Genomic DNA, 18,477 nt, shown 5'->3' on the forward strand with positions numbered 1-18,477 from the left:
CTCTCGTCAGCGTATCCGGTCACGTTTCGATCACCGATAAGCCCCCACGTCCCCCGGCCCTCACATCGCTCGACCGGGAGCTGCCCGGATCAGCCCGGGCGGCTTCGGATCACGACCGGTATGTTTCTGACCAGCCGAGATGAACGGACATTTATCGACTCACCGGGAAGTAGTGATTCATGTCCCGCGCAGAGGTAGACGTCGAACCCGACGACCGACCCCCTCCCCGCGAGGACCACGCCTTCTTCGGCCAGCCCCGGGGCCTGCTCACCCTCTGCGGTCTGGAGGCCTGGGAGCGTTTCTCGTTCCTCGGCACGCAGGCCGTCCTGGTGCTCTGCTTCGCCGACACGGTGGCGCACGGCGGTCTGGGCCTGCCGGCGGGGACCGCCGCCTCCCTCGCGGCGGCCTACGGCGCCCTCGTCCATCTGCTCTGCGTCGCCGGCGGCTGGCTCGCCGACCGCGTCCTGGGCTCGTACCGCGCGGTGCTGTGGGGCGGCATCCTGATCGCCTGCGGCCACTACGCCATGGCGGTGCCCACGGCCGGCACGACCTGGGTGGGCCTCGGCCTGGCCGGCGCGGGCACCGGCCTGCTCAAGCCGAACGCGGCCACCATGGCCGGCAAGCTGTACCGCACCGACGACGACCGCCGAGACGCCGGCTTCGCGCTCGCCTGCACGGCGATCAACATCGGCGCCTTCACGGGCCCGCTGATCACCGGCCGGCTCGGCGACCACCAGGGCTGGCACTGGGGTTTCTCGGTGGCCGCGATCGGTATGACGTTCGGCCTGGCCCAGTATGCGACCGGCCGCCGTCACCTGTCCGGGCGAAAGCACACGGCGGAATGCGCCCTCGCGCCCGCCGCGATGCGCCTCGCGCTCCACAGGATCGTCACCGGCCTCGTCGTCGCCACCGCCGTCGGCGTGCTGCTCGCGGCGGCCGGCTGGCTGACCCTGGCCCGCTTCGTCGATCTGCTCACCCTCGCCTCGGTGCTCGCCCCGGTCGCCTGCTTCGCGGTGATGTTCGCGAGTCCCGGGGTGACCCAGGAGGAGCGCGGCCGGCTGCGCCCGTACGCCGTGCTCTTCCTGGCCTCGACGGTCTTCAACTTCGTCCTGTTCCAGGCGTACTCCACGATGGTGCTGCTGGCGTCGGCGAACGCCGAGACGACGATCCTCGGCTTCGCCTTCCCGGCGAGCTGGTACGCCTCCGCCCTGGCCGCCTTCGAGATCGGCCTCGCCCCCTTCGTCGCGGCCCTGTGGGTGCGCATGGGCCGCGCCCAGCCGCACGCCTCGAACAAGATCGCCCTGGGCGTCGTCCTGGGCGGCCTGTCGTTCCTGCTCATGGTCCTGCCGACGTCCGCGCAGTCCTCCGGCGCCCACCCCATGTCCGTCTGGTGGATCGTCGGCGCGTACCTGCTGCTCGGCCTCGGCCACGTCCTCCTGGAGACCTCCGGCATGTCGGCCACCACCAAGCTCGCCCCGGCGGCCTTCTCCAGCCAGACCATGTCCCTGTGGTTCCTCTCCCCGGCCCTCGCGGGTGGCATCCAGGCGCAGACGGTGAAGCTCTACGACGACGTCTCCCCGCGGGCCTACTTCGGCGTCAACGGCGCGATCGCGCTCGCCGCGGGCCTGGCCGTCCTGTCCGCCGCCCCCTGGCTGCGCCGCACGATGCACCCCGTCCGCTGAGCTGCCGCACGCCCCGCCCGCACCCCTCCGTACGGCACATTCCACGCGCGCCCCTTTAAAAGGGACTTGGGATTTACGTCCGATTCGCACCTCTTGTGAATGCGGGTGAGTTGGCTCACTTCACAAAAGAACCGCACCCTTCACCGGAATAAGTCATTCCGCTTTTCCGGCAAGCGAGTTGAAGGTTGGCGAACGCAAAGGATCAAGCACCCCATACGCCGCAGATCAAGGTCAATAGGGGCTTTCTGTGAATCCGGCACTTGTTCCGGACATGTGCTCTCGCATACGTTCCCGCCCAGTCGGGCAGACGCCTCATCCTGCCGCCGCCCGGCACCCCATCGACGAACCACTCGCGCACGGCAGGAGCGGGGGACCCAGGTAGGCCGCCGGACGGTACGTCAGACACGTACCGGACCGGCTCGGGGTGAAGCCGCGTCGCCGTATCCGTACGGCGGCCGGCCGGGCACCTCCCCGCCCGAACCCGACAGCTCACCTCGCAGGCGCCGGAGAGGAACTTCCCCATGCCCGCTGCCGCTCAGCCCCGCCGCCGCTTCACCCGCGCCATCTCCGTCGCCTGCACCGGCGCCGCCGTGCTCGCCCTCCCGTTCATCGGCGCGACCAGCGCCTCCGCGGCCCCCACCGAGACCTCGGCGACCACACTCGCCGGGTACCCCAACAACCTCGACGGCTGGATCCGCGAGTCGCTCGCGATCATGGCGGAGAGGGGCATTCCGGGCACCTACAACGGCATCTACCGCAACATCATGCGCGAGTCCTCGGGCAACCCGAACGCCATCAACCTGTGGGACTCCAACGCGGCCAAGGGCATCCCGTCCAAGGGCCTGCTCCAGGTCATCGACCCGACCTTCGCCGCGTACCACGTGCCCGGCACCTCGTACGACCCGTACGACCCGGTCGCCAACATCACCGCCGCCTGCAACTACGCGGCCGCGCGGTACGGCTCGATCGACAACGTGTTCGGCGCGTACTGATCCCCTCCCCCGCACTCCCCGCTCCCACCACTCCCCACTCCGTCAGGACTCCCGCACGACCGGCGCACAACTGGCGCACGACCGGCGTGTGACCGGCGTGCGACTCCTGCGCGGCCGCGGCCCTCAGGGGAAGAGGCGTTCGAGGACGACGGCCACGCCGTCGTCCTCGTTCGATGTCGTCACCTCGTCGGCCACGGCCTTGAGTTCGGGATGGGCGTTGGCCATCGCGACGCCGTGCGCCGCCCAGTCGAACATCGGGATGTCGTTGGGCATGTCACCGAAGGCGATCGTGTCCTGCGGCCTCAGCCCGAGGTGTTCGGCGGCCAGGGCCAGCCCCGTCGCCTTGGTGATGCCGCACGGCTGGAGCTCCACCGTGCCCGGCCCCGACATGGTCACGGTCGCGAGCGAGCCGACCACCGAGCGGGCCGTCGCCGCCAACTCGTCGTCGGACAGCGTGGGATGGCGCAGCAGCACCTTGCTGATCGGCTCGCACCACAGGTCCTCGCGCGCGCCGACGCGCAGGGCCGGCAGGGTCGGGTGCGGCATCCGGTAGCCCGGCTCGATGAGCGTGAGCCCGTCGACGCCGTCCTGGTCGACGGCCGCGTACACCTGCCCGACCTCCGCCTCGATCTTCTCGAGCGCGGTCCCGGCCAGTTCCCGGTCCAGGGTGACCGACCACAGCAGACGGTTCGCGCCGGCGTCGTACAACTGCGCGCCCTGTCCGCACACCGCGAGCCCCCTGCTGCGCAGGTTCGCCAGCAGCGGCCGTACCCGGGGTGCCGGGCGGCCCGTCACCACCAGATGGCGGGCGCCGGCGGCCGCCACCCGCGCGAGCGCGTCGAGCGACCGGTCGGAGAAGGTGTCGTCGCCGCGGAGCAGCGTTCCGTCCAGGTCGGTGGCGATGAGGGGGTACGCGCAGCGCGCGGCAGGTGCGAGGGGTGCGGCCATGATCAGAGAATACGGATCCGGGCCGCTTCCAACTCACCGACCGTTCAGCCCCGGGCGGTGCCCGCCGGCTCCTCGCCACCCCCGCCCGACACCGCCGCACGGAGCGGGGGCCCGCGCGGAAAGGAAAACCGCGGGCAAAGAAACCGGGGGGCGAGAAACGGCTTTCTGGCGCAACGCCGGGTACCGGCCGGTTAAAGGCCTCTGCACCAGTTGGCAACAACATGCTCCGCTACCTACCGCCCGAACTGTCTGGAGCGGTACCGTCCAAGGGTCCAGGGGGGACTTGATCGGGGGGTCAGGTTGAGCAGTGGACGTATTCGTGTGCTGAGGCCGGAGGATCTCGGCGAGGGGGAACGGGAGCGGTGGCGTGCGCTGCGCGCCGCCTCGACAGTCCCGCGCAACCCGTTCATGGAACCGGAGTTCGCCGACGCCGTGGGGCGCGTACGGCCCCGCGCGCGGGTGGCGGTGGTGTACGAGGGGCGCGAGCCGGTCGGCTTCCTGCCCCATGAGCGCGGCCGGTTCGGCCAGGGCCAGGCCCTCGCGTACGGCGTCTCGGACGCCCAGGGAGCCGTGCTGAGCCCGGGTATCGGACTCGACGCGGGCGAACTGATGCGGGCATGTTCTCTGTCGAGCTTCGCCTTCGACAACCTGGAGGCGGAACAAGGGCTGTTCACCGCGCATGCGGCCGCCGAGTACGCGGCCTACGTCATCGACGTGGAGAAGGGCTACGAGACCTACGAGTCCGTGCTGCGGGCGCAGTCGCCGAAGTTCCTGAAGACGACGCTCGCCAAGGAGCGCAGGCTCGGCCGCCAGGTGGGCGAGCTGCGGTTCGTGTTCGACGAACGCGACCCGGCCGCGCTGCGCGCCCTCATGGCGTGGAAGTCGGCGCAGTACCGCAGGACCGGCCGCCGCGACCGGTTCGCGCAGGAGTGGATCACCCGGCTCGTGGACACGCTCGCAAAGACGCGCGCCCCGGAGTGCTCCGGCACGCTGTCCGTCCTGTACGCCGGGGAGCGGCCGATCGCCGCGCACTTCGGGCTGCGCTCGGCGACCGTCCTGGCCTGCTGGTTCCCGGCGTACGACACGGAGTTCTCGAAGTACTCGCCCGGTCTGGTGCTGCATCTGCGGATGGCCGAGGCGGCGGCCGCCGAGGGCATCGGCCTGCTCGACCTGGGGCGGGGCGCGGCGGAGTACAAGGACTCGCTGAAGACGGGCGAACTGGCCGTCTACGAGGGAGCGTGGACGCGTCCGGGGGCGGGCGCCGCGCTCTACTGGCTCAGTCGTGAGCCCGCGCGCCGTGCGCACCACTTCGTGCGCGGGCGGCCGAGGCTCGCGGCGGCGGCCGCACGGATGCTGAAGAGCGCGGGCCGGCTGCGCCGGTCGTAAGAGGTCGTGAGAGCTCGCGAGGAGCAGCCACAGACCGCGCGGGCTCGCGACGGGTCATGCCCGGGGGAGGGCTCATGGCTGGGGAGGGTTCATGACAGGGGGAGGGTTCATGTCCCGCGCACCACGTGCGGAGCAGGAGATCCGGCGGTTCCTCGCCATCAGACCGGTTCAGGTCGCCGAGCTGGAGCTGGGGGGCGCCGAGACGGAGGGCTCGGGGTCGGGGGGCGGCCGGACGGAGGGCGTCCGGGCGGGGGCCGGCGAGGCGAGCCTCAGACCTGGCCCCGGCAGCCCGCCCGTCACCCACGGTGATGTGTTCCTCCTGGTCAGGAGGGGTGGCCGACCGGTCGGCACGCTGCTCGGGCGGGTCCCGGAGGGCGCCGACCCGAAGACGGTGCTGGCCGCCCTGGCCCGGGAGCGGTTCCCCGAGGAGCCGACGGAGGCCGTCGAGGCACCCCCCGTGCCCCGGGCCAGCGTCGTCATCGCGACACGGGAGCGGGCCGACCGGCTCTCGCACGCGCTCGACTCGATGCTCGCCCAGGACCATCCGGACTTCGAGATCGTCGTCGTCGACAACGCCCCGGTGACGGACACGACCCGGGAGTTGATCGAACGCAAGTACGCCGAGCGCGTGCGCTATGTGACCGAGCCGGTGCCCGGTCTCGCCGTCGCCCACAACAAGGGCGTCGAGGCCGCGCGCGGCGAGGTGATCGCCTTCACCGACGACGACGTGGTCGCCGACCCGCGCTGGCTGACGGAACTCACCGCGCCCTTCGCCGCCGACCCAGGCCTCGGCTGCGCCACCGGCCTGATCCTGCCCGCCCGGCTGCGCACACCGGCCCAGGTGCTGCTGGAGAGTCACGGCGGCTTCGCGAAGGGATTCGCGCCCCGCACGTACGACCCCGCCGACCCGCCCGCCGACGAGCCGCTGTTCCCGTTCACGGCGGGCCGGTTCGGCTCCGGCGCCAACATGGCCTTCCGCACCGGCGTGCTGCGCGCGGTCGGCGGCTTCGACCCGGCGACGGGTGCGGGCACGCTCGCACGCGGCGGCGACGACCTCTACGGGTTCGTCCGCGTCCTCGCCCAGGGCCACCGCCTGCACTACACCCCGCGGGCCCTGGTCTGGCACCACCACCGGGAGACCTGGCGCGACCTGGAGACCCAGGCCTACGGCTACGGCGCCGGCCTCACCGCCTATCTGACCGCCGTCCTGGTCAACCGCCCCGCCCTTCTGCCCGCGTTCCTCGCCCGCCTGCCCCGCGGCCTGGCCCACGCCCGCGCCCTGACCGCGACCCGGGCAACGGACGCGGGCACCGCACCGGGCGACCACGACGACCGCGCCCATCCCTGGCCACGCCGGCTCTCCCGGCTCCAGCGCAGGGGAATGGCATACGGACCGCTCGGCTACCTGCGGGCCCGACGAGCACTGCGGTCGGCCCTGGCCTCCGGGGGGTCACGATGAAGGGGGCGAAGGGCGGCAGAGGCGGTACAGGCGGGGCGGGAGATCCGATGGCCGGGGCGAGCATCCCCGTCTTCCTCTACCACGCCGTGATGGCGGACCCGCCCGACTGGATCGCGGAGTTCACCGTCACCCCGAAGGTGTTCGCCGCGCATCTCGACGCCGTCGTCGACAGCGGCCGTACGCCCGTCACGGTCAGCGCGCTCGCCGATCACCTCGCCGGGCGGGCGCCGCTGCCCGCCCGGCCGGTGCTGCTGACCTTCGACGACGGCTTCGCCGACCTGCCGGGGCCGACCGCCGAGGCGCTGGCCCGGCGGGGGCTGGCCGCCACCGCCTACCTCACCACCGGGGCCGTCACCCCGGGCGGGCGCAGCCTGCTGCCGCCCGCCCCGATGATGACCCTGGATCAGGCGGCCGGGCTGGAGCAGTACGGCATGGAGGTCGGCAGCCACACCGTCACCCACGCCCAGCTCGACACCCTGCCGCCCCGGCTCCTGGAGCGCGAACTGCGCGACTCGCGGGCCGTGTTGGAGGACGCGCTCGGGCACGGCATCCGCCATCTCGCCTACCCGCACGGCTACAACAGCGGCCGGGTACGGCGTATGGCGGCCGCCGTCGGCTACGAGACGGCCACCGCCGTACGGCACGCCCTCAGCTCGGACCGGGACGAGCGGTACCGCATCGCCCGGCTCATCGTGCGGCAGAGCCACACCGTCGCCGACGTCGAGGACTGGCTGGCGGGACGGGGTGCGCGGATCGCGCCGTACCGCGACGGCGCGAGGACGGTCGGCTGGCGGTGGTACCGCCGCGCCCGCGCCGTCGTGCGGGGCCCCGTCTTCGCCGGCTGAGCCGGGGTGCGCGGGCAGCCCGTCACCGCGGAGGCGAGTCCGGCTGTTTTGGTGTGAAAAGCAGCTGTAATTCCTATACTTGGCCTGGGGGAGGGAGCCTCAGCGTGCAGTCACATGTGCCCGTACCGGCCACTGAGAGCAGCGTGCCGCCCGCCCCCGGCCTCGACGCCGGCCCGGGGCGCCCGGGCCGGACCGCCGGCGGTGACCGCAGATCCTGGCGGATCGCACGCCGTCCACCCGACGCCGGCCTGCTGACGCTGCTGCTCGCCGCCGGACTGTGGGTGTACGCACTGCCCCGCATCGGCTTCCGGGAGATGGGCGACTACGGCCTGCTGGACCGCCTCCCGGTCGCCTACTACCTCTCGTTACTGGTCCTCACCGCGGGCTTCGTCCTCAGTCTGCGGCGCGCGGGCACCGCGCCCTGGTGGCCTGCCGCGCACTGCGCCGCGCTGCTGTTCGCGCTCAAGGCGCCACCGGCGGTGCTGTACGACGCGGTGCGCTACCCCTGGGCCTCCAAGCACGACGCCGTCGTCAACACACTGCTCGCCAACGGTGAGCTGCGACCGGGCGCGGCCCTGTCGGGCAACATGTCCGCGTACGACCAGTGGCCGGGCTTCTTCACGCTCAACGCGGGCCTGGTGCGCGCCTTCGGCGTGGAGAGCGCCGCCGCGTACGCCAACTGGGCGCCGATCGTCTTCGGCCTGCTCGTGATGCCGGTGCTCGTCCTGATCTACCGCACCTTCTGCGACGACTGGCGCGTGGTGTGGACCGCCGTCTGGATCTTCCAGCTCGCCAACTGGGTGGGCCAGGACTACTTCGCCCCGCAGGCGCTCGCGTACCTGCTGCATCTGACGGTCCTCGCGGTGGTGCTGCGGCACTTCGTGCGGCCCGGCTCGGCCGGACGGCTGCGCGACCGCACCTTCCTCGACCACGCGGCCGCCACCGTGCCGCCGCCCACGACGAACAAGCAGCGCGCGGTGTGCGTGGTGATCCTCGCCCCGCTGATCGCCGCCATCAACGCCACGCACCAGCTCACCCCGGTGATGCTCTGCGTCTGTCTGCTCGCGCTCAACCTCACCCGCCGTTACCGCAACTACGGGCTGCTGATCGTCGCCGGGCTGCTGATGCTCACCTGGGACCTGACCATGGGGCGCCCGCTGTTCGCCGAGACGCTCTCCACCCTCAAGGAGTCGATCGGCGAGCTGACGCAGAACTCCCGCGCGGGCTACGCGGGCCAACTCACCGGGCCCGGCCCGGAACTCGCGGGCACCGCCAACATCCTGATGGTGCTGACGATCGCCGCCCTCGCCGGGGCCGCCGTCGTGCTGCGGCGCCGGCTGACCCGCAGCGCGCTGCCGCTGCTGCTGGTGTCGGCCGCCCCGGTACCGCTGTTCGCCGTCAACGACTACGGCGGCGAGATGCTCTTCCGGGTCTACCTGTTCGCACTGCCCGGCGCGGCCTTCTTCGCCGCCGCCGCGCTCGTGCCGGCCGTCGCCGGGACCCACCGCAGCAGGGCGAGGGCGCTGTGGCGCAGGACCGCTGCCTTCGTGCTGCCCGTCGCCCTGCTGGCGCTGCTGGCCGGCTTCCTGCCGTCGTACTACGCCAAGGAGAAGATGTACTACACGCCGCCCGAGGAGACCGCGCTGGTCACCCGGGCCCTCGACAAGGCTCCCGACGGCTCGCTGATCCTCGCCACCAGCGGTTCCTTCCCGCAGGCGCTGCACCACTACGACCGCCTCGAGCACTGGTTCTTCGCCGAGCAGGCGCTGCCCGAGAACGAGAAGATGCTGAAGGACCCGGCCGGCTACCTCGCCGGCGGGATCCCGCCGGGCACCAGGGCGTACGTCGTCCTCACCCGCACCCAGGACATCTACACCGCCGGAGAGGGCCTGTTGCCGGCCGGCGGCTTCGAGACCCTGCGTTCCAAGCTGTCCGCTTCGCCGCTCTTCCGGACCGTCGAAAGCCATCCGTACGGCGTTGTCCTGGAGTACCGCCCGGCCACCCGATGAATGAACCGCGACGCATGACCACAAGGTGATCGAAGTGACGACGAAGGCCAGCCAGGTGAGTCGGATCAGCCGGATCCGTCAGGGCGACCGGATCAGTCAGGTCGGGCCATGAACACCACACACTCCGAGGACATGGGTCACAAGGACATGGACGGCAAGGGCATCGGCGACGTCGACGGCACCGAGAAGGCCAGGGGCACCGGGCTGACCTCGACGCACCTGAGAGTCCTCGTCGCGGTCTCGGGCTGGCTCGCGCTGGCCGCCACCGCCGTACCCGTTCCCTCTCCGCTGCGCTGGGTCCCGGTGCTGCTCTTCGTCCTGTTCGGCCCGGGCTGCGCGGCGCTGTATCCACAGCCGGGCGGACTGGCCTCCGGCGCCAGGCTGGAGGCCGCCGCGCTCGCCGCTCCCGTCAGCCTCTCCCTCGGCGTGCTCACCGCCACCGCGCTGTTCCTGGTGGAGAGCTTCTCGCTGACCGCCTTCCTCTTCTGGCTCGCCGGCTTCAGCACGGTCACCGCGTTCCTGCCGGGGCTGCCGCTGCCCGCCGCGCGGCGTGGCGCGGTCGAACGCGCCGAGCGCGCGCCCTCCGGCGGTAGCGGCACATGACGGGACAGCACCGGCTGCGCGGTCCGCGCAAGCCGTCCGAGTCGCGCGGAGTGATGGACAGCGGAGTGATGGACATGGGGAGCGCGAGGCGCACCTACACGGCCGTCGTGCTGGTGGCGGTGGCCGCGCTCATCGCCGGACTCGGCATCTGGGCGGGACGCTCCGAGGACGCGGAGTCCTCCGGGAACGCCCTGCCCGGCAACGCCGCGTCAGGCTCGCTGCCCACCGGCCCCTGCGCTCCCACCGCCACGCTGGTTCCGCGCTGCGGCGCCTGGTGGGGCGCCCATGTGCCGTACGCGGAGAACGGCTCGCTCAAGGACGCCGTGCTCGGCTTCGAGAAGCGGATCGGCCGCAAGCTCGACCTCGTCTACAACTACCACGACATGTCGGGCACCGAGCTCGACGGGCAACTGCTCACCCCCGACGAGCAGGAGCTCGGCAAGGACCGGCTGCTCATGCTGGCCTGGGAGTCCACCGTCTGGACCGAGCCGCACCACGAGAACTGGACGGAGACCCAGCTCGGCTGGAAGAACGTCGCCTCGGGAAAGCTCGACAAGGAGATCCTCGATCCGCAGATCCGCCGCATCAAGGCCTACGGCAAACGCGTCTTCGTCTCCTTCGACCAGGAGACCGACGCCCGCATCAAGGAAGGCGCCGGCACCCCGGAGGAGTTCGTCGCGGCCTGGCGCCACCTTCACGACCGGTTCCGTGAACTGGGTGCCGACAACGTCGTGTGGGTGTGGACCGTCTCCGGCTACCTCGGCAGCGCGAAGGACATGAAGGCGCTCTACCCCGGGGACGAGTACGTCGACTGGATCGCCATGGACCAGTACAACTACTACGAGTGCCACGACACTTCCGACTGGAAGGACTTCCTGCGCAGCCAACGGCCCAGCTACGAGTGGCTGCGGGCGAACGTCACCGACGACAAGCCGGTGATGCTCGCGGAGTTCGCCACCGCGCCCGACGCCGACGACCCGCTGCGCCAGCGCGACTGGTACACCCAGATCCCCGCCGCCGTGAAGAAACTCCCGGAGGTGAAGGCGCTGGTGCACTGGAACCGCCCGACCTCCGCGAAGGCCGCGTGCGATCTCACCGTCAACGACGGCCCGGGGCTCCAGGGCTACCGAGAGGCGGGGAAGAACGGCTACTTCCAGCAGCCGGTGCCGACCCGGTGATGGGGGGCGGGGTGCGTGGGGGCGTGGGGCGCGAGGGCGCGGGGGGCGAGGGGGTGCGAGGGCGCGGGGGGCGCGAGCCGCGCGGGGCGTGGGGCGCGAGGGCGCGGGGGCCGAGGGGGTGAGAGGGCGCGGGAGGCGCGAGCCACGCGGGACGCGAGCCGCGAGGGACGCGAGCCGCGAGGGACGCGAGCCGCGAGGCGGCTACCGCGGCCGACGGCTGGGGCGTGGCCGTGATCTGGGGCTGGTCGGCTTCCGGGGCTGGTCGGCGTCCGAGGTCAGGCTGACGGCTGGGGTTGGCCGGCGTCCGAGGCTTGGCCGACGGCTGGGCGGGGCGGCTTCCGGGGCCTAGCCGACGGCTGGGCGGGGCGGCTTCCGGGGCCTAGCCGACGGCTGGGCGGGGCGGCTTCCGGGGCCTAGCCGACGGCTGGGCGGGGCGGCTTCCGGGCCCTGGCAGGCGTCCAGGGCCTCGGCAGGCGTCTCCGGTCGGAGGATGCCGCAGCCCCGATTCAGCGCCACGTCTCCGGACGAAGGATGGCCACGTCCCGGACCGGCGCCCAGACTTGGCCAGGACCCGCCGAGCACGCTGCCTTGAGCAGCGTCGCGACGGCCGGATCGGCGCACGGGCGCGGCAGCATTACGGACAGCCCTTCGCCGAAGGGCCCGGAGGGCGGAGAGCCAGGAGCCCGCTCCGGTGCTTGACTCAGCCCCTGGGGCTGTCCTGCGGCCTGGTATCGCGCGGTGTGCGGTGCTCGGTCGCCCGACCGTCGCGGGTGTCCCGGCGCTCGCGGATGTCCCGACCGTCGCGGATGTCCCGACCGTCGCGGATGTCCCGACCGTCGCGGATGTCCCGACCGTCGCGGATGTCCCGACCGTCGCGGATGTCCCGACCGTCGCGGGTGTCGCGGCGGTCGCGGCCATCGCGGGCTTCGCGGGTGGACGACAGGTACAGGGCGACGAGGACGAGGACGACGAACAGCGGCAGGGCCAGCGGCGCGAGTTCCTGCCGCCACACCCAGCCGCCCAGCGCGACGAGATACAGCACCCCCCAGCGCCCTGGCCACGTCAACCGCCCACCCGCGCGCGCGAGCAGCAGCCACAGCGGTAGGAGACACAGCAACTGCACCACCGGCGGTGCCCACCGCAGCAACGGCTCGGGCCCGTCGAGCCCCACCCCTTCCGCGAGGACACCGGCCGTCCTCACGTACAACGTCCCACCGACCGGCCGTGGTTCCCCGCCGAGGGCCACCGGTACGGCGTACAGGGCGAGCAGCGCGGAACCCAGCGCCGCCCCCGGCAGCCACACGTCGCGCGCTGCACGCAGCGTGACGGAGCCGACGAAGACCACGAGCAGCAGGCCCCCCGCGACGAGCGCCGTGAGCGGCAGCGCTTCCAGCATCCGACGTCCGGTCAGCGCGCCGGACGGGCCGTCGAGCCACGGCAGATCGCGCAGCGCCGTCCAGAAGGCCACGGTGGCCGTGCCGAGCAGGCCCCACAGGACACCCGTGATCCACCGCTCCCGGGTCTCGGTCGCCTCGGACCGGTCGATCGTCGCAGGCCGGGCCGGTCCGTCCCGGCCCTCGGCCTCCTTGCCCGCGCCGGGCTGGTGCGGCCGCGCTATCAGCGCGAGCGTGTCCGCCTGCAGCGCCTCGCGTTCGTAGCCGGGACGCCCTATGAACAGGGTGACCGTGTCCTCGTCGACGCCCTCGCGCTCGTACGCTCCCCGGCGCGCCCAGCTCGTGCCGTATCCGGCGGTGGCGTTCAGCCGCGCCCAGCGGGTGCCGTAGGCCGGGGCGGTGGAGGAACGGTCGGCGGGCATGCCGTCGTTCCTGCGCAGCGCGGAGCGCAGGCCGACGACGGAGACGGCGGCGATCAGCGTCATGCTGAGCAGCACCGCCCAGCCGGCGCCCGCGATGCCGAGCGGGCCGAACAGCAGGGCGGCACTGCCCAGGACGAGCGTGCACATGGCGCCCTGGAGGGCGGCGAGCACACCGGTGCGGCCCTGCACGCGCAGCACCCCGATGTACAGCTCCACCACGACCCGGGGCAGCGCGCCGGCGGCCAGCAGGCGCAGCACGGTGGTGCCGTGCTCGGCGTAGTCCGGACTGAACGGCAGCAGGATCTGCGGCGCGAACACCACCAGCACCAGCACCACCGGCACCAGCAGCACGATCATGCGCCGCAGCGCCCCGCGGACGCCGTCGGTGAGCCGGCGCGGGTCGTGCGAGGCGTGCGCGGTGAGCGAGGAGGCCATGTTGATGGCCATGAACTCCATCGTGCCGCCGACGGTGTACGCCACGTAGAAGTAGCCGTTCTCGGCGGCGCTGAAGCGGACCGCGACCATCACCGGCAGCAGGTTGATCATCGCCAGGCTGAACAGCGCCCCCAGCGAGTCGCCGGCCAGGAAGCGGCCCATCTCGCGCAGCCTGGGCGGCTCCAGGTCGCGGTCGGCGGCGGCCTGGCGCGGGATGAGACGGCGGAAGATCAGCCAGCCGAGCGGCAGCGTCGAGAAGGCGATGGCGACGGCCCAGGACACGAAGATGCCGAGCACCGGCAGCGCGGTGGCGAAGACGACCAGCAGGATCAGCTTGCCGACCGAGAACACCGCGTTGCCGACCGGCACCCAGCCCGATCTGCGCAGCCCGGTGAGTACCCCGTCCTGGAGCGTGAGCAGCGCCCACGCCACGCACGCGACGACGAACGCCGCCCCGGCGGCCGGCGTACCGAGCGGCGCGTACGACGCTCCCCACAGGTCGAGGGTGAGCAGGAAGACGAACGCGGCGATGGCCACGACCACCGAGCTCGCCGCGTACGCCCGCCACACCAGGGAGCCCGTGGCCCGTCCCGCGCGCGGGACGAAGCGCACGACGGCGCCGATCATCGTCGTCGCCGTGATGCTGGCGAGCAGCCGCATGGCGGCGATGGCGGCGGAGCCCTGTCCGACGGCCTCCTCCGCGTAGTAGCGGGCGGCCACGAGCCAGAAACCGAGGCCGAGCACGGCGGAGACGCCGGTGCTGAGCATGAGGAAATAGGCGTTCTTGAACAGGGAGTCGGAGCCGTGGCCGTCGCCGTCCGGCTTCGGCTCGGCCGCGCCCTTTCCGACGGGGCCGGCCGAGCCGGCGGGCGGGGCGGCGGGCTTGTGCACCTGAATCCCCGTCCGTCTGCCGACCCGCGCCTCGTTCTCTCCCCCGGCCTGCGCTTTGGTCTCTCCCCCGGCGTGCGCCTCGTTCTCTCTCCCGGCCTGCGCCTTGGTCTCTCTCCCGGCCTGCGCCTCGTTCTCTCTCCCGGCGTGCGCCTTGGTCTCTCTCCCGGCCTGCGCCTCGGTGTGTGTCCCCGACTGCGTCCCGATCCCTGTCTCAGCCACGCGTCGGCTCCAGACCTCCCGGCGCCTGCGCCGGCCGCACGCCGGACTCCTGGAGCACCTCGGCGACCTGCCGCGCCCGCAGCGGATCCACGGGCAGCGCATGCCGCGCGAACCAGCGGGCCCCGGCGGGATCGGGCGAGGGGTCCGTGAAGGCCGCGCCCGCGTAGTCGTCCAGCGGCGGGTCGTAGAGGTACCCGACGACGATCCCCCGCCGCGCGAGCGCCGCGCTCGCGGCATCCCGGTCGTCGACGAACAGGGGGACGCGGAAGAGGGGCTGGGCGACGTCCGGCGAGCCGGGCGAGGAGCCGGGTCGCGACCGTTCCCCGTCCGGCGCCGCACCCCGCGCACCGTGCGCGCCCGGTCTCGCCCACGGCGTGGACAGCAGCAGCTCCGTGCCCGCCCGGCAGACGTCCAGCACCTCGTCGAGACGGTCGAGTTTGCGCTCGATACGGCCCAGACGCAGCCGTCCGGAACGCAGCCGGTAGTCGTGCATGTCGACGCGGACCCACGAGTCGTGCGCGGTGAGGTCCGGTGCCTCATCGACCGCCCGCGTCAGCTCCTGTGCCCGCAGGGGCATCCGGATCTCCTCGCGCTCCATCTGCCCGAGCAGCCGCAGCGTGGCCCACGCGGCACGCCGCAGGCGCAGTCCCCGCACGGCCGCCTCCGCGTACGGCCGCAGCGTGAAGGCGAGTTCGGCCGTGAGCCGTCCGGGCAGCAGCAGGTCCTCGCAGGTCTTCTCCAGGGCCTCGCGCAGGCCCGGGTCGGCACAGGACAGGAAGCCCCCGGCCTTGGCCCCGACGTGCTTGGACAGGCTGAACACGGAGGCGTCCCCCCAGGCGCCGACCGGTCGTCCGCCCACCTCGCTGCCGATGGCGTGAGCCCCGTCCTCGAACAGCGGGATCCCCAGCGCGTCGCACTTCGCCCGCAGCCGCGGCGCGTCATCCGGATTGCCGTAGAGATTCGTCGTGAGCACCGCCGACAGCGAGCCCCAGACCTCGTCGGGCACGGCGTCGACGTCGATCGACGCGTCCAGCGGGTTGAGCGGCGCCTGTACGGGCCGCAGTCCGGCCGCCAGCAGCACGAAGAAGATCACGTCGTCGTTGACCGGCGACATCAACACCCGTCCGCCCGGCGGGCACCAGTGGCGCAAGGCCACGAAAAGCCCGAACCGGCACGACGGCACGTACACGCATTCCCGGCCGAGTCTGCCGCGCATGGTCTCTTCCAGCCGCTTCGGCCGTGAACCATGCCGCGCCGACCCGAGGCCGGCCTCCCCTTTGGCCATCCGCCCCCCAGGTGTGCTGTGGGAACGCCCCCTCCCCGAGGCCTTCCAGCACCTGCCCAGAGTCTCCCTGTTCGCACCGCTCCGTCAAGATTGCGGTCCCTCCTGTGGACGACTGCCCGTACACAGGCGGAAGCGGAGCGCTGCGAGTCGGCCACTCCATCGGTCACCTCCCGTGTCCCTTCCGTGTCGCCGCGGTGTCTCTCGTACGAGGTCAGCCGTAACGTGTGCGGCGGCTCGGCACACAGGCGGAGCACCCGCGGAGCCCCCGCCCATGGCGAGCACTCGGCCGTGGCGAACGAATGTGCATATATGGCGCATGCGCGGCGCACAGGCGGCGTATGCACGGCGAGCACGAAAGAGAGGCAGCACCCGATGCCCCCCTTGGCCCCCTTCGACCTCCCCGAGGGTGACCCCTTCGGCCCGCACAACCTTCCGTACGGCGTCTTCTCCCTTCCCGGCTCGGAGCAGCGGACCGTCGGCGTCCGGCTCGGCGACCACGTCCTGGACGCGGGCGCGGCGGCCCGGGCGCTCGGTTCACCGCACGCCGCCCTGCTCACCCGCACGACCCTCAACCCCCTGCTGGCGGCGGGCCGCACGATCTGGTCCGAGGTACGAAGCTCCCTGACGGAGTGGGTCACGGACCCGTCCCACCACGAGACCCTCGCCCCGCTGCTGCACCCCCTCTCCTCGGTGACCCTGCACCTCCCCTTCGAGGTCGCCGACTACGTCGACTTCTACGCCTCCGAGCACCACGCCCGGAACGCGGGCGCGATCTTCCGCCCGGACGCCACGGACACCCTGCTGCCCAACTGGAAGCACCTGCCGATCGGTTACCACGGCCGCGCCGGCACGGTCGTGGTCTCCGGCACGGACGTGGTCCGCCCGTCGGGCCAGCGCAAGGCGCCCGCCGATCCCGCCCCCGTCTTCGGCCCCTCCGCACGGCTGGACATCGAGGCAGAGGTCGGCTTCGTCGTCGGGGTGCCGTCGCAGCAGGGCCGCCCGGTCCCGCTGGCCGGCTTCCGTGACCACGTCTTCGGCCTGTGCCTCCTCAACGACTGGTCGGCCCGCGACATCCAGGCCTGGGAGTACGTCCCCCTCGGCCCGTTCCTCGCCAAGTCCTTCGCCACGTCGGTCTCGGCGTGGGTCACCCCGCTCGAGGCGCTGGAGGCGGCACGCGTCTCACCCCCGGAGCGCACCCACCCGCTGCTGCCCTACCTGGACGACACCACCGCCGACCCCACCGGCTACGACCTGCGCATCTCCGTCGCCCTCAACGGTCACGTCATCTCCGAACCCCCCTTCTCCACCATGTACTGGACGGCCGCCCAGCAACTCGCCCACATGACCGTCAACGGCGCCTCCCTGCGCACCGGCGACCTGTACGGCTCGGGCACGGTGAGCGGCCCGGCCGAACGCCAGCGCGGCTCCCTGCTGGAACTGACCTGGAACGGCCGCGACCCCCTGGAACTCCCCGACGGCAAGCGCACGTACCTGGAGGACGGAGACGTGGTGACCCTGTCGGCCTGGGCGCCGGGACCGGACGGGCTGCGCGTGGGGCTGGGAGAGGTGAGCGGGCGGGTTCTCGCGGGCTGACTCCGGCGGTTCCCGCCGTCATACTGGCGGCGGGAACGGTCCTCGCGCCGGGCCCGCCGTACGCACGCGTCCGGAGCACGACCTCTCGTCCCGGCCGGCCAGTCCGCTCCGGCCCGTTCTCCGCCCCCGTCCTCTTCGACCAGGATCCGGAGCCCTCGGCATGACCCTCTGCCTGCTCCTGCTGAGCGTCGTCGCACTGACCGCCGCCCTGCCGGTCCCGCGTGCGCTGACCCGGGCCGAGTGGCCCGAGCGGGAGCCGGTGGTCGCGCTGTGGGTGTGGCAGTGCCTGGTCGCCACGGTCCTGCTGTGCTGTCTCACCGCCCTGGTCCTCGGCGCCGCCGCCGTCTTCCACACCGTCCGCGCCCAGGTCTTCGCCCCCGCCCCGCCGGCCGTGACCGAGGCGTACGACCTCTCCACGGCCCCCGTGTGGGCGACCGCTCTCACCCTGCTGCTGGCCTGCGGGGCGGCCTGGACCACCGCGATGCTGGCCCGCGAGCTGGTCGAGGCGCGTCGGCGCCGCAGCACGGCCCGCGCGCACCTGCGGGAACGCGCCCCCGACCTTCCCGAGGGTCTGCCCTCCGCCCGGGGCCCGCTGCTCGTCCTGGAGGACGAGTACCCGGACGCCTGGTGGATGCCCGGCAACCCGCCCCAACTGATCGTCACCACCGGTGCCCTGCACCGCCTCACCTCCCATCAACTCGACGCCGTCCTCACCCATGAACGCGACCACGCCCGCGCCCACCACGACTGGCTGCTGCACCTGTCGACGGCCCTGGCGGCCGGCTTCCCGCGCGTCCCGCTGTTCGCCCACTTCTGCGACCAGACCCACCGCCTGGTCGAACTCGCCGCCGACGACACGGCGTCCCGCCGCTGCGGTCACCTGACGACGGCGCTGGCCCTGATCGAGCTGAACCAGCACCGGGGCGTCCTGTCCTGCGCGTCCAGCCGACGCCTCCTCGGCGAACGCGTCGACCGCCTCCTCGCCCCACCTCCCCGACTCGGCCGCAGACACCGCGCACTGACCACCACGGTGGCGGCGCTGGTACCGCTGCTCCCTCTGCTGATCACCTTCGCCCCGGGCCTCACCGCGCTGGCGTGACCAGTGGCGCGGTGGTGGCAGATCTTGCCGCGCCTCG

General features: G+C 72.6%; 13 protein-coding genes and 1 riboswitch. Of the genes, 10 read left to right on the forward strand and 3 right to left on the reverse strand.

From position 1 onward, the window contains the following. Nucleotides 1-179 precede the first annotated feature (179 nt). Together ACPT94_RS35515 and ACPT94_RS35520 are read left to right on the forward strand one after the other, a co-directional pair. Nucleotides 180-1,682, forward strand: coding sequence for a peptide MFS transporter (locus tag ACPT94_RS35515; RefSeq protein WP_425247741.1), 1,503 nt, complete (start codon nucleotides 180-182; stop codon nucleotides 1,680-1,682). 337 nt (nucleotides 1,683-2,019) lie between these two features. Continuing rightward, nucleotides 2,020-2,200: riboswitch (cyclic di-AMP (ydaO/yuaA leader) on the forward strand. Between the two features lie 3 nt (nucleotides 2,201-2,203). Further along, nucleotides 2,204-2,674, forward strand: coding sequence for a transglycosylase SLT domain-containing protein (locus ACPT94_RS35520; RefSeq protein ID WP_425247742.1), 471 nt, complete (start codon nucleotides 2,204-2,206; stop codon nucleotides 2,672-2,674). A gap of 123 nt (nucleotides 2,675-2,797) precedes the next feature. Here the strand turns inward: ACPT94_RS35520 and ACPT94_RS35525 are convergent, their stop codons facing one another. Further along, nucleotides 2,798-3,622: an HAD family hydrolase gene (locus ACPT94_RS35525; RefSeq protein WP_425247743.1), complete on the reverse strand. Its 825-nt coding sequence runs from the start codon at nucleotides 3,620-3,622 to the stop codon at nucleotides 2,798-2,800. A gap of 321 nt (nucleotides 3,623-3,943) precedes the next feature. Here ACPT94_RS35525 and ACPT94_RS35530 point away from each other — a divergent pair, with 321 nt between their 5' ends. The 6 genes from ACPT94_RS35530 to ACPT94_RS35555 all read left to right on the forward strand — a co-directional run bounded on the left by ACPT94_RS35530 (nucleotide 3,944) and on the right by ACPT94_RS35555 (nucleotide 11,102). Further along, the gene (locus ACPT94_RS35530; protein WP_425247744.1) at nucleotides 3,944-5,008 is read left to right on the forward strand and encodes a GNAT family N-acetyltransferase; all 1,065 of its coding nucleotides are present in this window, start codon (nucleotides 3,944-3,946) and stop codon (nucleotides 5,006-5,008) included. A gap of 109 nt (nucleotides 5,009-5,117) precedes the next feature. Beyond that, entirely contained in the window at nucleotides 5,118-6,467 is a 1,350-nt protein-coding gene (locus ACPT94_RS35535; RefSeq protein WP_425247745.1) for a glycosyltransferase family 2 protein, read from the forward strand. Between the two features lie 47 nt (nucleotides 6,468-6,514). Beyond that, nucleotides 6,515-7,312, forward strand: coding sequence for a polysaccharide deacetylase family protein (locus ACPT94_RS35540; RefSeq protein WP_425247746.1), 798 nt, complete (start codon nucleotides 6,515-6,517; stop codon nucleotides 7,310-7,312). Between the two features lie 104 nt (nucleotides 7,313-7,416). After that, a complete protein-coding gene (locus ACPT94_RS35545; RefSeq protein WP_425247747.1) occupies nucleotides 7,417-9,321 on the forward strand; it encodes a hypothetical protein in 1,905 nt (634 codons plus the stop codon). Nucleotides 9,322-9,429: 108 nt separating this feature from the next. After that, entirely contained in the window at nucleotides 9,430-9,924 is a 495-nt protein-coding gene (locus ACPT94_RS35550) for a hypothetical protein (protein WP_425247748.1), read from the forward strand. Further along, the gene (locus tag ACPT94_RS35555) at nucleotides 9,921-11,102 is read left to right on the forward strand and encodes a glycoside hydrolase family 26 protein (protein ID WP_425247749.1); all 1,182 of its coding nucleotides are present in this window, start codon (nucleotides 9,921-9,923) and stop codon (nucleotides 11,100-11,102) included. The genes ACPT94_RS35550 and ACPT94_RS35555 overlap by 4 nt, the downstream gene beginning before the upstream one ends. Nucleotides 11,103-11,802: 700 nt before the next feature. On the opposite strand, the gene ACPT94_RS35560 is transcribed toward ACPT94_RS35555, so the two are convergent. Together ACPT94_RS35560 and ACPT94_RS35565 are read right to left on the reverse strand one after the other, a co-directional pair. Beyond that, on the reverse strand, nucleotides 11,803-14,244 hold the full coding sequence (locus ACPT94_RS35560) for a lipopolysaccharide biosynthesis protein (RefSeq protein ID WP_425247770.1): 2,442 nt from the start codon (nucleotides 14,242-14,244) through the stop codon (nucleotides 11,803-11,805). Between the two features lie 211 nt (nucleotides 14,245-14,455). After that, on the reverse strand, nucleotides 14,456-15,679 hold the full coding sequence (locus ACPT94_RS35565; RefSeq protein ID WP_425247750.1) for a DegT/DnrJ/EryC1/StrS family aminotransferase: 1,224 nt from the start codon (nucleotides 15,677-15,679) through the stop codon (nucleotides 14,456-14,458). A gap of 450 nt (nucleotides 15,680-16,129) precedes the next feature. Here ACPT94_RS35565 and fahA point away from each other — a divergent pair, with 450 nt between their 5' ends. Together fahA and ACPT94_RS35575 are read left to right on the forward strand one after the other, a co-directional pair. Beyond that, nucleotides 16,130-17,341, forward strand: coding sequence for a fumarylacetoacetase (gene fahA, locus ACPT94_RS35570; RefSeq protein ID WP_360338655.1), 1,212 nt, complete (start codon nucleotides 16,130-16,132; stop codon nucleotides 17,339-17,341). 160 nt (nucleotides 17,342-17,501) lie between these two features. Beyond that, nucleotides 17,502-18,440 carry a M56 family metallopeptidase gene (locus tag ACPT94_RS35575; RefSeq protein ID WP_360338589.1) on the forward strand — a complete coding sequence of 313 codons (939 nt, stop codon included), beginning with the start codon at nucleotides 17,502-17,504 and terminating at the stop codon, nucleotides 18,438-18,440. Nucleotides 18,441-18,477: the final 37 nt, after the last annotated feature.

The sequence above is a fragment of the Streptomyces aurantiaciflavus genome, from assembly GCF_049808595.1.
Classification (GTDB): Bacteria; Actinomycetota; Actinomycetes; order Streptomycetales; family Streptomycetaceae; genus Streptomyces.